General features: G+C 73.5%; 18 protein-coding genes. 9 read left to right on the forward strand and 9 right to left on the reverse strand.

The window, feature by feature from the left end:
* Positions 1–7: 7 nt before the first annotated feature.
* Positions 8–2695 (reverse strand): ATP-binding protein, encoded by a 2688-nt coding sequence (locus IEZ00_RS23990; RefSeq protein ID WP_189225581.1) that lies wholly within the window; start codon positions 2693–2695, stop codon positions 8–10.
* 131 nt (positions 2696–2826) lie between these two features.
* On the opposite strand from IEZ00_RS23990, the gene IEZ00_RS23995 reads away from it, so the two are divergent.
* From IEZ00_RS23995 to IEZ00_RS24010, 4 genes are all read left to right on the forward strand, one after another.
* Positions 2827–3705 (forward strand): cyclase family protein, encoded by an 879-nt coding sequence (locus IEZ00_RS23995; protein WP_189225582.1) that lies wholly within the window; start codon positions 2827–2829, stop codon positions 3703–3705.
* A gap of 27 nt (positions 3706–3732) precedes the next feature.
* Positions 3733–4335 (forward strand): histidine phosphatase family protein, encoded by a 603-nt coding sequence (locus tag IEZ00_RS24000; RefSeq protein ID WP_189225583.1) that lies wholly within the window; start codon positions 3733–3735, stop codon positions 4333–4335.
* Complete coding sequence (locus IEZ00_RS24005; RefSeq protein ID WP_189225584.1) at positions 4328–4816, forward strand: GNAT family N-acetyltransferase; 489 nt, start codon at positions 4328–4330, stop codon at positions 4814–4816. Before IEZ00_RS24000 ends, IEZ00_RS24005 begins: the two co-directional genes overlap by 8 nt.
* A gap of 67 nt (positions 4817–4883) precedes the next feature.
* Positions 4884–5255, forward strand: coding sequence for a DUF5684 domain-containing protein (locus IEZ00_RS24010; RefSeq protein WP_189225585.1), 372 nt, complete (start codon positions 4884–4886; stop codon positions 5253–5255).
* Positions 5256–5261: 6 nt separating this feature from the next.
* On the opposite strand, the gene IEZ00_RS24015 is transcribed toward IEZ00_RS24010, so the two are convergent.
* Complete coding sequence (locus IEZ00_RS24015) at positions 5262–5759, reverse strand: hypothetical protein (protein WP_189225586.1); 498 nt, start codon at positions 5757–5759, stop codon at positions 5262–5264.
* Positions 5760–5827: 68 nt separating this feature from the next.
* Here IEZ00_RS24015 and IEZ00_RS24020 point away from each other — a divergent pair, with 68 nt between their 5' ends.
* On the forward strand, positions 5828–6265 hold the full coding sequence (locus IEZ00_RS24020; RefSeq protein WP_189225587.1) for a MarR family winged helix-turn-helix transcriptional regulator: 438 nt from the start codon (positions 5828–5830) through the stop codon (positions 6263–6265).
* A gap of 40 nt (positions 6266–6305) precedes the next feature.
* On the opposite strand, the gene IEZ00_RS24025 is transcribed toward IEZ00_RS24020, so the two are convergent.
* The 3 genes from IEZ00_RS24025 to IEZ00_RS24035 all read right to left on the reverse strand — a co-directional run bounded on the left by IEZ00_RS24025 (position 6306) and on the right by IEZ00_RS24035 (position 8537).
* Positions 6306–7103 (reverse strand): SAM-dependent methyltransferase, encoded by a 798-nt coding sequence (locus tag IEZ00_RS24025; RefSeq protein WP_229796039.1) that lies wholly within the window; start codon positions 7101–7103, stop codon positions 6306–6308.
* A 184-nt stretch (positions 7104–7287) separates the two neighbouring features.
* A complete protein-coding gene (locus IEZ00_RS24030) occupies positions 7288–8028 on the reverse strand; it encodes a S1 family peptidase (RefSeq protein WP_189225589.1) in 741 nt (246 codons plus the stop codon).
* 113 nt (positions 8029–8141) lie between these two features.
* The gene (locus IEZ00_RS24035) at positions 8142–8537 is read right to left on the reverse strand and encodes a hypothetical protein (RefSeq protein WP_189225731.1); all 396 of its coding nucleotides are present in this window, start codon (positions 8535–8537) and stop codon (positions 8142–8144) included.
* 279 nt (positions 8538–8816) lie between these two features.
* Here IEZ00_RS24035 and IEZ00_RS24040 point away from each other — a divergent pair, with 279 nt between their 5' ends.
* Positions 8817–9761 (forward strand): diacylglycerol/lipid kinase family protein, encoded by a 945-nt coding sequence (locus IEZ00_RS24040; protein ID WP_189225590.1) that lies wholly within the window; start codon positions 8817–8819, stop codon positions 9759–9761.
* A 250-nt stretch (positions 9762–10011) separates the two neighbouring features.
* Positions 10012–10266, forward strand: coding sequence for a WhiB family transcriptional regulator (locus IEZ00_RS24045; protein ID WP_053719541.1), 255 nt, complete (start codon positions 10012–10014; stop codon positions 10264–10266).
* A 133-nt stretch (positions 10267–10399) separates the two neighbouring features.
* Here the strand turns inward: IEZ00_RS24045 and IEZ00_RS24050 are convergent, their stop codons facing one another.
* Complete coding sequence (locus tag IEZ00_RS24050) at positions 10400–11878, reverse strand: PAS domain-containing sensor histidine kinase (RefSeq protein WP_189225732.1); 1479 nt, start codon at positions 11876–11878, stop codon at positions 10400–10402.
* A 180-nt stretch (positions 11879–12058) separates the two neighbouring features.
* Between IEZ00_RS24050 and IEZ00_RS38150 the strand changes: the two genes are divergently transcribed.
* Complete coding sequence (locus IEZ00_RS38150) at positions 12059–12133, forward strand: 50S ribosomal protein bL37 (protein ID WP_369299106.1); 75 nt, start codon at positions 12059–12061, stop codon at positions 12131–12133.
* Between the two features lie 60 nt (positions 12134–12193).
* Here the strand turns inward: IEZ00_RS38150 and rsrA are convergent, their stop codons facing one another.
* Together rsrA and IEZ00_RS24060 are read right to left on the reverse strand one after the other, a co-directional pair.
* Complete coding sequence (gene rsrA, locus IEZ00_RS24055) at positions 12194–12508, reverse strand: mycothiol system anti-sigma-R factor (RefSeq protein WP_189225591.1); 315 nt, start codon at positions 12506–12508, stop codon at positions 12194–12196.
* The gene (locus tag IEZ00_RS24060; protein ID WP_189225592.1) at positions 12505–13131 is read right to left on the reverse strand and encodes a sigma-70 family RNA polymerase sigma factor; all 627 of its coding nucleotides are present in this window, start codon (positions 13129–13131) and stop codon (positions 12505–12507) included. The genes rsrA and IEZ00_RS24060 overlap by 4 nt, the downstream gene beginning before the upstream one ends.
* A gap of 191 nt (positions 13132–13322) precedes the next feature.
* On the opposite strand from IEZ00_RS24060, the gene ybaK reads away from it, so the two are divergent.
* The gene (ybaK, locus tag IEZ00_RS24065; RefSeq protein ID WP_189225593.1) at positions 13323–13799 is read left to right on the forward strand and encodes a Cys-tRNA(Pro) deacylase; all 477 of its coding nucleotides are present in this window, start codon (positions 13323–13325) and stop codon (positions 13797–13799) included.
* A 4-nt stretch (positions 13800–13803) separates the two neighbouring features.
* Here ybaK and IEZ00_RS24070 read toward each other — a convergent pair whose 3' ends face one another.
* Entirely contained in the window at positions 13804–14421 is a 618-nt protein-coding gene (locus IEZ00_RS24070) for an alpha/beta hydrolase family protein (RefSeq protein WP_189225594.1), read from the reverse strand.
* Between the last annotated feature and the right edge of the window lies 1 nt (position 14422).

Raw genomic sequence — 14422 nt, forward strand, 5'->3', positions numbered from 1 at the left:
GTGCGTTCTAGGGCGCGATGCCGGGGAGGTCCTTGAGCTGGCGGCGGGAGCTGATCCCGAGCTTGCGGTAGATGTTGCGCAGGTGGGCGTCGACGGTGCGCCTGCTGAGGAACAGCCGGGAGGCGACCTCGGCGGACGTCGCACCGGTCGCGACCAGGCGGGCGACGTGCGTCTCCTGCGTGGTGAGCCGGTCGTGCGCGTGCGGGGAGCGCTCGCGCGCGCTCTCGCCGGTGGCCTGCAGCTCGACAGCGGCTCGTCCGGCGAACGCCTCCAGACCGGCCGTGGACAGCAGGTCGTGCGCGGTGCGCAGGTGCGTGCGGCAGTCCCGCCTGCGGCCCGCGCGGCGCAGCCACTCCCCGTACAGCAGGTGCGCCCTGGCGCGGTAGGGCATCAGGGGACTGCTGTCGAGGTGGTCCAGCGCCTCCCGGTAGCAGTCCTCGGCACCGGTCACCAGTGCGCGCGCGTACGCCGCGACGCCGAGGCCGGTCGGCGTTCCGCTGGCCTCGGTCCGGTCGGTGAGCTCGGCGAGCGCGGCGGCGGCGACGTCGGGGGCGCCGCCGCGGACGGCGGCTTCGACGAGTTCGGGCAGGGCAAGGCCGGCGAGCACGAGGTCGCCGTGCTCGACCGCCCGGCGGGCGGCGGCCAGCGCCGCGGGGTAGTCGGTGAGGCCGTTGCCCAGGACCGCCTCGGCCCAGTGGACGTTGGCGATCAGGTGCCCGGCGCCCTGTCTGGTCGCCGTCGCCCTGGCGGTCTCGAACTGCTGGAGCGCGTCGTCGCGGCGGCCGCGCATCGCGGCCAGGTGCAGTCGGGGGTAGAGCATCGGGGGGCCGCCGATCGCGTCGGCGATCGCCTCCTCCTCCGCGACTGCCTCGGTCGCCCGCCCGAGGTTGCCCTGCAGCGCGTTGCAGGAGGCGACCTGGGCCAGGGCGAGCCGCAGCACGGGTGCCGAGCCGGTGTCCCGGCCGGTCTTCACCAGCCACTCGGTGATGTCCACGTGGGTGTGCGGGTCCCACAGCTCTCCGACGAGCATGACGGCGAGCGCGGGACGCTCGGTCCACAGCGCGCGGTCGTCGTCCACCAGGACCTTGCGCAGCAGCGGCACCGCCGCGCGGTGCCCCTTCTCGGCGAGCAGCACCAGGGCGTCGAGCACGTCCGGCACCGGCGACGGCGGTGCCTGCGGGACGGCGGCCAGCACCTCGGCCAGCACGCCGCTGGCCCGCCCCACGACCAGTGCCATCTCCAGGGCGTCCAGGTAGTGCGCGCGGGCCGCGGCGGGGTCGACGGCGGCCATCCGGGACGCGGCGCGCAGCATGAACGCCGGTCCGTTGCCGTCGTGGTGGGACATGAAGGCGAGCTTGCCGCGCAGCAGGTCGACCTCGGCCTGCCTGCGCGGGTCGGTGGTCGCCGGGATGGTGCCGAGGAGGGCGTTCGCGGCGGCGGTGGCGCCCGAGTCGAGTCGCGCCCGCACCGCCGCGAGCGCCCGGTCCACCCGCTTGGCGGGGTCGGGGGACAGCGCCGCCGCGCGCTCGGCGAACGCCGCCGCGGCCGCGATGCCGCCCCGTGACCGGGCGCGCTGGGCGGACCGCTCCAGCTCGGCGGCCACGTCCTCGTCGGGCCAGGCGGTGGCCTGCGCCCGGTGCCAGGCCCGGCGGTCCGGGTCGACGTCGGGGTCGGTGACCTCGGCCAGCGCCGCGTGCGCGCGGCGCAGCCACTCGCCCGTGGCGGCCCGGTAGACCGCGGAGCGGGCCAGCGGGTGGCAGAAGCGGACGCGGGTGCCGAACTCGACCAGGCCGGTGGCGGCGGCCGCGGCGCCCGCCGTGGACACGTCGATGTCGAGGTGCCCGGCCGCCGACCACAGCAGCCCGGCGTCACCGGTCGGGTCGGCGCTCGCGACCGTCAGCAGCAGCCGCGCCTGGTCGGGCAGACCCGGCAGCCTCGCCTGGAAGCCGCGTTCGACGGCCGTCGGCACGGACCCCGCGCCCGGTGGCGCGAACCCGCCCGCAGCGGGCGGTTCGAGCAGGGCCAGCGGGTTGCCCCTGGCCTCCGCGAGGATCTGCTCGCGCACGTGCTCGTCGAGCGCCAGCGGAGTCCGCGCCGCCAGCAGCTGCCTGGCCTCGGCGGCGGCCAGCCCTCCGACCTCCAACCGGGGCAGCTCGTCCAGCTCGGTGGCCGCTTCCCTGGGTCGGCTCGCGAAGACCACCGCGACCGGTTCGGCCGCGATGCGCCTGGCGAGGAGGGTCAGCGCCCTGGCCGAGGCCGCGTCCAGCCAGTGCGCGTCGTCGACCAGGCACAGCAGGGGCCGGTTCCGGGCGGCGGAGGTCAGCAGGTCCAGCGCCGCCAGGCCGACCCGGAACACGTCCGGTGCGCCGTCGCGCAGCCCGAAGGCGACTTCCAGCCCCTCGCGGTGCCGGGTGGGCAGGCGGTCGAGGTGGCCGAGCACCGGCACGCACAGCTGGTGCAGGGCGGCGTAGGGGAGCTCGTTCTCGAACTCCGCCCCGGACGCGCGGACCACCCGGAACCCGGACGCCACCCGCGCGGTCAGCTCCAGCAGCGCGCTCTTGCCGATGCCCGCCTCGCCGCGCAGGACGAGCGCGCCACCGCGCCCCTCGCGGGCGGCGGCCGTCAGCTCGGTCAAGCGCAGGCTCTCCTCCCGCCTTCCGACGAGGACGCCCGGCGCCGGGACGCGGGTTCGCATGCGCTGAATCTACGTGCCCGCGTCTACGTACCCGTTGCCGACGCGAGGCCGCCCGCCGTCGCGGGACGGTTGCGCCGCACCGCGCCGTGGCGGCGCGGCGCCCGGTGATCCGATGACGAGAAGGGCCGTGCATGAGCGGGAGTGCGGAGCTGCCGTCCAACTGGGGGCGCTGGGGTGAGCGCGACGAGCGGGGCACCCTGAACCTGATCACCCCCGAGGTGCGGGCGCGGGCGGTGGCCGAGGCGCGCAGCGGGCGGACCGTCTCGATCGCGCGCCCCGTGCCGACGTCGCCGCTGGTCGCGGGCCCCACCGCGCCCCTGGGCGCGGACTCGATCGGGGCGATGCAGGCCGCGCTGTTCACCGGCTCCTCCCCCGTGGGCACGGCCGAGCTGATCGTGATGCTGACGCACCACCCCGAGCTGACGCACTTCGACTCGCTGGTGCACCAGGTCGTGGACGGCAAGGTGTACCCGGGGGTCGCGCTGGAGGATGCCGGTGGTCCGGGGGGCTACCGGCACGGGTCCACCGCGGTGTTCGGGCAGGGCGTGGTGACCCGCGGCGTCCTGGTCGACCTGGCCGCCGACGGCCCGCTGCCCGAGGGCCACGGGGTGACCGGCGCGGAGCTGGAGGAGGCGTGCGCGCGGGCCGGGGTCGAGGTCCGCGCCGGGGACGCGCTGGTGGTGCGCGGCGGCTGGGACTACGCGGCCTGCCTCGACCGGCGCGTGCCGGGGATGACCCTCGACGCGGTGCTCTGGATGCACCGGCACGACGTGGCGGTCTACGCGGGCGACATCGGTGACGCGCGACCGCCCGTCGAGCCCGGCGTCTTCGCCCCGCTGCACCGCGTGGGCCTGGCCCGGCTCGGCATGCCCCTGATCGACGTGGCCGACCCCACCGGGCTGGCGGCCGCCTGCGCCGAGGAGGGGCGCGCCACCTTCCTGTTCGTCGCCGCTCCCCCTCGGCTGGGCGCGGCGAGCGGCGTGCCGGTCAACCCGCTGGCCATCTTCTGAGCCGCCGACGGCACTAGGATCGGGGGCGTGACGGCTCACGTGTACCTGCTGCGGCACGGTCAGACCGAGTGGTCGGAGAGCGGCAGGCACACCGGTCGCTCCGACATCCCGCTCACCGAGGTGGGCGTGCTCCAGGCCCGGCGCGCGGGCCGGGTGCTGGCCGCGCTGCGGGGCACCGACGAGCCGCCCGCGCTGGTGCTGAGCAGCCCCCGCCAGCGCGCCTGGCGGACCGCCGAGCTGGCGGGCCTGCGCGCGGAGCGCACCGAGGAGCTCGCCGAGTGGGACTACGGCGACTACGAGGGCCTGACCACCCCGCAGATCCGCGAGACCGTGCCGAAGTGGACGGTGTGGACGCACCCGGTGCCCGGCGGCGAGACGCACGACCAGGTGCACCGGCGGGCCAGGGGCGTGGTCAAGGCCGCCAGGGACGCGCTGGCCGACGGTGACGTGGTGCTGGTCGGGCACGGGCACTTCAGCCGCGTGCTCATCGCCACCTGGCTGAACCTGCCGCCCAGCGAGGGGGTGCACTTCGGGCTGGACCCGGCTGGCACCACCGTGCTCGGCGAGGAGCGGGGCGATCCGCAGGTGCGCAGGCTCAACGTGCCCGCGTGGGAGGTCGACGGTGGCTGACCCCCGCGTCCGCCGGGTCCGCGAGCAGGACGTGCCCGCGCTGGTCGGCTTCGCGCACGAGCTGGCCGCGCACGAGCGGTCGGCGGACCAGTGCCACCTGACCGTCGAGCAGCTGCGCGCGGCGCTGTTCGGCCCCTCCCCCGCGCTGTTCGGCCACGTGGCCGAGGTGGGCGGCGAGGTGGTCGGCATGGCGCTGTGGTTCCTCAACTTCTCCACGTGGCGCGGCGTGCACGGCATCTACCTGGAGGACCTGTACGTGCGGCCGGACCGGCGCGGCAGCGGGTTGGGCAAGGCGCTGCTGGCCGCGCTGGCGCGCGAGTGCGTCGAGCGCGGCTACGCCCGGCTGGAGTGGGCGGTGCTGGACTGGCTGGAGCCCACGATCGCGTTCTACAAGTCGATCGGCGCGGTGCCGCAGGACGAGTGGACGGTGTTCCGGCTGACCGACCAGGCCCTGGTGGAGATGTCCCGAGTGGACGGTTGATCTCGAACGGCTCACGAAACGGCCAGAAAAGCCCACGTCGCCCGTTCGGGTGACACAGTTCCGCGCCGTGGACCAGTACCAGACTGACGCCTCCGTCGGCGTCGTACCGATCATCATCAGCTTGGCGATCGCGGTCTTCCTGATCGCGTCGATGTGGAAGGTGTACAGCAAGGCCGGGAGACCCGGCTGGGCGGTCATCGTCCCGATCTACAACATCTACGTGATGCTCAAGATCGCGGGCCGTCCCGGCTGGTGGCTGATCCTCTACATCATCCCGCTCGTCAACTTCGTCATCTCGCTCGTCGTCGCCGTCGACGTGGCCAAGTCCTTCGGCAAGGGCGCGGGCTTCGGCGTCGTGGGCCTGTGGCTGTTCAGCTTCATCGGCTACCCGGTGCTGGCCTTCGGCGACGCCCGGTACCGCGGCCCGGCCGCGGCCTGACCCCGCTCACCCCACCGCTCCCGCGTGCCCCGGCACGCGGGAGACCTGCCTGATCAGGCCGATCCACCACACCAGCGTGAACGCGATGACCGTCGGGTTCTTCACGAACAGCAGCACCGCCAGGTAGGGCTGCCGGGCGGCCTCCGGCAGCAGCGCGCCGACACCGCGCTCCGCGCCGAGGTCGAAGACCAGGAACGCCGCGCACAGCAGCAGCGCCTGGGCCACCAGGCTGCGCCAGTGCTGCGAGGCGAACGCCCCGGCCGCCGCCCAGCTCAGCCGCTCGTCCCTCGTCGCCAGCCGCCACACCGCCACGACGAGGACCGCGCGGGCCGCCATGACGAGCACCTCCGAGGCGAGCGACCAGCCGCGTGGCAGGCCCCAGTTCACCACCACCAGCCGTTGCGTCGACGCGATCAGCGACAGGCCCGCGATCAGCGGGAAGTGGCCCAGGTAGAACCGCCACGCCCAGGCGGGCACGTCCCAGGCCAACCTCAGCTCCCCCATGCTAACTCCTCAGTCAGCGAACATTTTAGTTCAGTGTACTGAAATATCAGGCGAGTTAGAGTCGGGGCATGAGCGGACGGGAGTTCGGGCGCGAGCTGAGCACCGCGGTGGTGGCCTTCCACGAGGCCGTGGGCGCGCACCTGGGCGTCACCGCGGTCGACCAGCGGGCGCTCGCGCTGCTGGCCGCCAAGGGCCCGATGACGGCGGGCGCGCTGGCCAGGGAGATCGCCCTGACCCCCGGCGCGGTCACCGGCGTGGTGGACCGGCTGGAGCGGGCCGGGCTGGCGCGGCGCGAACCCGACCCGGCCGACCGGCGGCGGGTGGTGGTCAGCGCCGTCGAGGACGCCTTCGGGGAGGTCTTCGCGGGCCTGGCCGCCTCGATGGCCGAGGTGGTGGACCGCTACGACGAGGCCGAGCAGCGCGCCATCGCGGACTTCGTCACCAGGACGGTGGAGGTGCTGCGGCGGGAGACCCGGCGGCTGACCGGGACTGGGGACGCCGGGTAGTGGTCAGCGGTCCCCCGACGGGTGGGGCGGGTGGTACTTGCTAGCGCTTGACGCCGACGGCGCCGTAGGCGACGGACTCGGCGCCGGTCTCCGGGCCGTCGTCGCGCCGCCAGCGGGTCGACATCACCAGGCCGGGCTCCAGCAGGTCGAAGCCCTCCAGCAGCCGCCGCACCTGCGCCTGGGAGCGCGCCACGATCGGCGTCTGCGTGCTGGCCGCCACGTCGAGCAGCTTGCGCACCAGGTCGGGCTGCGCGTCGTCGGTGAGGTGGGTGAGCACCAGGTAGCTGCCGGGCGCGATGGCGTCCCGGTAGGCCGTGACGACCTCGGCGGGCCGGTCGGACTCCAGCAGGTACGGCAGGATGGCGACCATCAGCACGGCGATGGGCTTGGTCAGGTCCAGCATGGCCCGGCACTCCGCGGAGGACAGCACCGCCTCCGGGTCGCGGACGTCGGCCTCCACGATCGCCGCGCCGGGGTTGTCGCGCAGCATGGTGCGGCCGTGCGCGACGGTGGCGGGCTCGTTGTCCACGTACACCACGCGGCAGGTGGGGTCGGCCTGCTGGGCGACCTCGTGCACGTTGCCCGCGGTGGGGATGCCCGAGCCGAGGTCGAGGAACTGGCGGATGCCCGCGGCGACGCACACGCGCACCGCCCGGCGCAGGAACGCGCGGCTGTGCTGCACCAGCTCGTCGGTGGGCAGGGACTTCATCGACTGCTCGGCGAAGGCGCGGTCGACCGCGAAGTTGTGCGCCCCGCCCAGGTAGTAGTCGTAGAGCCGGGCCACGTTGGGGCGGTCCAGGTCACCGCTCGTCGACACCCGTCTCGGGGGGTTCTGCACAGCGCACCTCACCCTGCCTGCTCCCGGAGCGGCGTGAAACGCCTGCCGAACCGTATCCGGCTACTCCGTTCGTGTCCATCCGCCAATCGTGAACACGAAGGGTGATTGCGTCTGGTGATCGCGCCGTGCGCCGAACGTGGAGGCCGCCGGGGCGGCAGGGTGCCCCGGCGGCCTCCGGTGGTGGTCAGACGCCCGCGTTGGACTGGATCCAGGAGCGGTAGCGCGTCACGTTGGTGTAGTACGACCGGGTGGAGCGGTCGCTGGTCGAGGCCACGCCGACCTGGTACGCGCGGCCGTCCACCGGGCTGGTGGCGAACATCGGGCCGCCGGAGTCGCCGCCCGCGGCGATGCCGTTGACGCGGGTCACCGCGATGGCGGTGCCACCCCGGTAGTCCTGGCTGCTGACCGAGGTCACCCTGGTGTCGGCGTACTTGAGGTAGCGCGACTGGCACTCGATCTCGGGCCGGTTGGTGCAGGTGGCGCCCCAGCCGTAGATCTGCACGGTCTGGCCGCTGCGCACCGCCGTGCTGGTGCCCAGCGGGGCGTAGGTGGCCGAGACCGAGCGGTCGATGCGCGCCAGCGCGAGGTCCGCCGACGGGTGCTGGATGATCCGGGTGGCGGTGACCACGGTGCCGCCGGTGGTCTGGTCGAGGCTGCCGACCCGGAAGGTGTAGGTGCCGGGGTCGGTCACGCAGTGCTGGGCGGTCAGGATCCAGGTCGGCGCGATGATGGTGGCCGAGCAGTTCTCCTGGCCGTTGTGGAACAGCCGGGCCGCCCAGGGGGCGTTGCTCGCGGTGCCGCCGCCGATGATGAACGGTTGGACGCCGCCGTCGGCCTCCTGAGCCGACGCCGTGGACGGCACGGCGGTCAGGGCGAGCGCGGCAGCGGCTCCGACCACCGCGGACAGGACGCGGGAAAGTCGCATGGATTCGTCACCTCAACGAACGCAGGGAGTGGTGAATTCACCACCCTCAGCTTCACTCGTTGGAGTGACATCCGGCACCCTCCGATGGTCGGGAGTAACCGGGGGTAGCCGCTCTACTCGTCCGGCTCGTCCAGGCCCAGCACCCACTCGCGGGCCGGGGCGGTGAACAGCAGCGCCACCACCGAGACCGCGTAGATGCCGATGAGCGCGCCGATCAGCTGCCTGCCCGACGGGCCGTAGGCGTACCAGGCCACGCCCAGCAGCAGCAGCTGGACCACCAGCGACGGCGTGCGCGCCCAGCGCTTGCCCAGCAGCAGCCCGACACCGGCGGCCAGCACGCCCGAGCACAGCACGACGAAGTAGGCGGCCTCGCCGAGCACCCGGCCCGAGTCCGCGTCGGCGCTGAACGCGCGCACCACCAGCGCGACCGCGAACCCCAGCCCGACCAAGCCCTGCACGGCGGTCAGCGCGCCCGCCGCCCGGACCGCCCCCGGAACCGGCTTCTGCATCGTCACGCTGGGCCTTTCCTCACGGTGCGTACTCGTCACGCATCGTAGGCCACCCGGTTGGCGAGTCCCGTTCGACCGCCTCAAGAGCGAAGATCGGGGGGTCTTCGGCGAGCCGGCGGTCGGGCCGGGGTGCCTTGTCGCGGACGGTTCGGGAGCGGCTGCGCCGCGGTTCGCGCTGCGGCGCGGGAAGGAGATCTGGACCACTTCGACGCGTGTCCGCTGGTCCTGTCGGGTGAGGTGCGACCTGCCCGGCGTGGCCGGTTGTCCTACTCTGCGGTAGTGCGCGCACTCCTGGTGGTCAACCCGCAGGCGACGACAACGACGCCTGCCGGACGTGACGTGCTGGCGCACGCCCTGGCCAGCGAGGTGAAGCTGGACACCGTCCAGACCGCCTACCGGGGCCACGCGGCGGACGCGGCGGCCCAGGCCGCCGTGGAGGGCTACGACCTGGTCGTGGCGCACGGCGGGGACGGCACGGTGAACGAGGTCGTCAACGGGCTGCTGCGGGACGGCGCGGGATCGGGCGCGCCCATGCTGGGCGTGGTGCCCGGCGGCTCGGCGAACGTCTTCGCGGGCGCGCTGGGGCTGCCGCGCGACCCCGTCGAGGCGACCTACCGGCTGCTGCAGGCCATCGAGCACGGCACCAGCCGCCGGGTGGGCCTTGGCCGGGTGGCGTCCGCGGGCGCGGGCGGCGACCACGACCGCTGGTTCACCTTCAACGCGGGCGTCGGCTGGGACGCCGACGTGGTCGCGGGCGTGGAGCAGGAGCGCGCCAAGGGCCGGGAGGCCAGTCCGCTGCTGTACGCGCGGACCGCGCTGACCAGCTACGCCACCCAGCGCAGGCGCAACCCCGAGCTGACCGTGCAGATCCCCGACGAGGGGCCGTTCGAGCAGGTCAGGCTGGCCTTCGTGTCCAACACCGACCCGTGGACCTACCTCGGCGACAAGGCGATCCGGCTCAACCCGAGCACCTCGTTCGACGCCGGTCTGGGGCTGTTCGCGCTGCTCGGACTGGGTCTGCCGACAATTTTGCGGTATCTCGCGCATCTTCTGGCCACGGACGGGAACCCCCGTGGCGAGAACCTGCTGCGCCGCGACGATGTCGAGTACGTCCGAGTGACCAGCAAGGAGCCGGTCAACCTCCAGGTCGACGGCGACTTGCTGGGAGCGTGCACGGAGGTGGAGTTCACCTCCGCGCCGGGCGCGCTGACCGTCGCAGTGTGAGGCGTGGCGCGAGACGCGGCGTGATCGTGGCGTGACCGGAGCGCTACCGATCTGCGATGTTGCCGCCGGAGGCGGTGTCGCACGGCGAAACCGCTGGTGAACGCTGTCGATCTTTCGGGTGAGTTCACTCACCGGGTCAGTGCTAACCCCTTGACATCCCAGCAGTTCGTGAAAGCATTCACAAGCACCCCAAAACCGACCGCTGACGAGTGGCGTGCCCACGCGCGCGCCTAGCTGAGGAGTAGTTCCAATGGACTGGCGCCACCGCGCGATCTGCCGCGACGAGGACCCCGAGCTGTTCTTCCCCGTGGGGAACAGCGGTCCTGCGCTCCTGCAGATCGCCGAGGCGAAGACCGTCTGCCGCCGTTGCCCCGTCGTCTCCGACTGCCTCTCGTGGGCGCTGGAGAGCGGGCAGGACGCCGGCGTGTGGGGCGGGATGAGCGAAGACGAGCGCCGTGCCCTCAAGCGCCGCAACGCCCGGACCAGGGCTCGCAGCAACGCCTGAGGCCACCCGGCCGACGATAGCGCGAAGGCCCCGACACCGTGCCAGGTGTCGGGGCCTTCGCTTGTTGCACACCCTCCCGCGTGACCACGTGACACTCCGCTGAGGTAGGTCGTCACGTGTGCACGGGATCAGTCTAACGCCGGGCCCTCAACGGCACGCGCAGGACCGCCTCAGTACCCCCGCGCGGGCGTCTGCGCAAGCTCAGCGACCCCCTGAGCTCGGACTCCACCAGGGTCCGCACGATCTGCAGCCCCAGCCGGTCGGTGCGCTCCAGGGAGAACCCCGGCGGCAGGCCGCGGCCGTCGTCGGCGATCACCACGTCCAGCCACTTCGCCGACCGCTCCGCGTGCACCACCACCTCGCCGCGCTGCCCGGCCGCGTAGGCGTGCTCGAAGGCGTTCTGCACCAGCTCGGTGAGCACCATGACCAGCGGCGTCGCCAGCTCCGCCTGCACGATCCCGAACGGGCCCTCGCGGCGCACCACCACCTGCGACTCGGTGGCCGCCACGTCGCTCATCATCGGGATGACCTTGTCCACCACGTCGTCCAGGTCGACCCGCTCGTCCACCGACATCGACAGCGTCTCGTGCACCAGCGCGATCGAGGTGACCCGGCGCACCGACTCGGCCAGCGCCTCGCGGGCCTCCTCGCTGCTGGTCCGCCGGGACTGCAGGCGCAGCAGCGCGGCCACGGTCTGCAGGTTGTTCTTCACCCGGTGGTGGATCTCGCGGATGGTCGCGTCCTTGGACATCAGCGCGCGGTCGCGCCTGCGCACCTCGGTGACGTCCCGGCACAGCACCAGCGCGCCCGCCGCGCTGCCCCTTGGCCGCAGCGGCAGCGCCCGGAACAGCACCGCCGCCCCGCGCCGCGACTCGGCCTCGATCCGCATGCTGGGCTGGCCGTCCAGCGCCAGCCGGATGCGCTGGGCGACCTCGGTGGCGTCGAACGGGTCGCCGATCAGCGACCGGGTCAGCGGCGCCAGGTGCACGCCGATCAGGTCCGAGGCGTGCCCCATGCGGTGGTAGGCCGACAGCGCGTTGGGGCTGGCGAACACCACCGCCCCGGAGGCGTCCAGCCGGATCAGGCCGTCGCCCACGCGCGGACTGGTGTGCACGTCCGGCGACGGCTCGGTGGTCGGGAAGGTGCCGTCGGCGATCATCTGGCACAGGTCGGCCGCGCTGCCCAGGTAGGAGATCTCCAGCGGGCTGGGCACCCTGGGCACGGCCAGGTTGGTGTTGCGGCTGAGCACCGCGATGACCTCGGAGCCCAGCCGCACCGGGATGGCCTCCCGGCGCACCGGCACGCCCAGGTGCCAGCGCGGGTCCTCCTCGCGGCAGATCCGCACCTCGGTCACCGCCCGGCGCAGCTGCGGGTGCTCGTCGACGTCGGTGGTGCTGCCCACCACGTCCTCCGGGTGGGCGGTCGGCGCGGTGGTGGGCCGCGCCTGCGCCACGCACAGGAACTCGCGGTCGTCCAGCGGCACCCACATCAGGAAGTCCGCGAACGACAGGTCCGACAGCAGCTGCCACTCGGCGACCACCAGCTGGAGGTGGTCGACGGCGGCGCCGGAGAGCTTGGTGTGCTCGGCGAGCAGGTCGGTCAGCGTGGACAGGGCCGCACCACCGCGTCCAGGTCGCCCCGCCGGACGACGCCCTCCTCGACCATGCCCGTGCCCTCTCTCGTCGCCCCGGTCCGTGCCCCGCCATCCAACCACGGCGCCGCCCCGCGTCCGAGGTCGTCGGCCGTGGTCTGTCACACTGGGGCGAAGCAGTTCGAGCTGGAGGAGAACCCCATGTCGAAGCGTGCCCGCAAGCGCCGCGACCGCAAGAGGGGCGGCGCCAACCACGGGAAGCGCCCCAACACCTGAGTCGACACCAGGTGCGCGAAGGGCCCGCCGAACACCGTTCGGCGGGCCCTTCGGCCGTGTTCAGTCCCGCTTGCCCGCGGTGGGGACCCCGATCCCGGCGCCACCGGCGGGCTCGGCGCTGCCCCCGGTGGTCTCCCGGATGCGGGCGCGCAGCCGGGCCTTGAGCTCCTCGGGGGCCAGCTCACCGCCGCACTTGCGGGCCAGCAGCGCCTTGAGGTGCTCCTCCAGGTCGTACTGCTCCAAGCAGGGGTGGCACTCCTTCAGGTGCGTCTCCAGCAGCTGCCTGCGCTGCTGGTCGCACTCGTGGTCGAGGAACAGCCAGACCTCGGACAGCACTTCCGAGCAGTCGGTCTCGTGGTGTTCGCCGCAGCTCATTTGCCCGCCACCTCCCGGTGGCCGTCGCGGATGAAGCCGCGCTCGCGCGCTACGTCGGCCAGCTGCTCGCGCAGCTGCCTGCGGCCCCGGTGCAACCGGGACATCACGGTGCCGATCGGGGTGCCCATGATGTCTGCGATCTCCTTGTACGCGAAGCCCTCCACGTCCGCGAGGTACACCGCGATCCGGAACTCCTCCGGCAGGCGCTGGAGGGCTTCCTTGACGTCGCTGTCGGGCAGCCGGTCCATCGCCTCGACCTCGGCCGACCTCAGCCCGGCCGAGGTGTGGCTCTCGGCCTGGGCGAGCTGCCAGTCGGTGATCTCGTCGGTGGGCTGCTGGAGCGGCTGGCGCTGCTTCTTGCGGTAGCCGTTGATGTAGGTGTTGGTCAGGATGCGGTACAGCCAGGCCTTGAGGTTGGTGCCCTGGGAGAAGGACTGGAAGGCCGCGTAGGCCTTCAGGTAGGTCTCCTGGACCAGGTCTTCCGCGTCCGCCGGGTTGCGGGTCATCCGCAGCGCCGCCGAGTACAGCTGGTCCAGCAGCGGCATCGCGTCGCGCTCGAAACGCGCGGCGCGCTCGGCCTGCGTCTCATCTGTCGGAGTGACCTGCGTTCGGGTGGCTGGCACCGCGCTCCCCGTGGTTGATGCTGGCTGGAACGCGTTCGAGGATACGCGGCGGTCGCCGGGTCGGCTGACGGCCGCGCCACGGGGCGGCCGGGCCTTCTTCGCTCTGGTGACCTGCTGGTCCATCACCTCGGTTGCCACACCCGCGACAACGCGGTGGGGCGCGGGGGCATTCCCGGTTAGGGTGCGCGCTCATGGCCGGACGTGGAACGCCCGCCACCGCGTTGCTGGACAAGCAGAAGGTGGCGCACGCACTGCACGCTTACGAGCACGACCCCCGGCACGAGTCCTACGGGCTGGAAGCCGCCGAGGCGCTGGGGGTCGCGCCGGAGCGGGTGTTCAAGACCCTGGTGGCCGAGGTGGACGGCAAGCTCGCGGTCGGCGTCGTGCCGGTCACCGGGCAGCTGGACCTCAAGGCGCTGGCCGCCGCGCTGGGCGGCAAGAAGGCGAAGATGGCCGAGGTGGCCGCCGCCGAGCGGGCCACCGGCTACGTCGCGGGCGGCATCTCGCCGCTGGGGCAGAAGAAGCGGCTGCCGCTGGTGCTGGACTCCTCCGCCGAGGGCTTCGACACCATCTACTGCTCGGCCGGGCGGCGCGGCCTGGAGGTGGAGATCGCGCCCGCCGAGCTGGCCAGGCTGACCGCCGCGGTGGTGGCCCCCATCTCGGCCTGAGCCCTCAGACGACCTCCAGCGGGCGCAGGATGCGGCCCAGCCACTCGCCCACCACGCGGTGCAGGCCCTCCAGGTCGCCCTTGAGGTTGTGGTCGCCCGGCTGCACCACCACTTCCCGGTGGTGGCCGGGCGACGGCATCCCGAACGGGTCCTTCTCGCCCTGCACCACCAGGCTCGGCACCTCCAGCGCGTCCAGCTCGGCCAGCCGCGACTTCTCCGGCCTGCCCGGCGGGTGCACCGGGAACGCCAGGCACAGCACCGCCACCGCCTGGCCGTCGGCCGCCGTCCGGCAGGCCACCCGCGCGCCCGAGGACCGGCCGCCGAACAGCAGCGGCAGCGTGTCGAACGAGCGCGAGCCCAGCTCCTCCGCCACCGCCAACCAGGCCGCGTCCAGCTGCTTGGCCGGGGCCGGGGCGCGCCTGCCCGCCACCCGGTAGGGCTGCTCGACCAGCGCCACGTGCACGCCCGCGGCGACCGCCGCGCGGGCCGCCGCCACCAGGTCCGGGGCCAGGATGCCGCCACCCGCGCCGTGGCCCAGCAGCAGCGCCGCCCGGCCCTCCGGGGCGCAGTGCATCTCGACCCTGGCCGGGCCGTGCGGGGTGTCGACCAGCCTGGTGGTCATC

It is taken from the genome of Saccharothrix coeruleofusca, assembly GCF_014648515.1.
Lineage (GTDB): Bacteria > Actinomycetota > Actinomycetes > Mycobacteriales > Pseudonocardiaceae > Actinosynnema > Actinosynnema coeruleofuscum.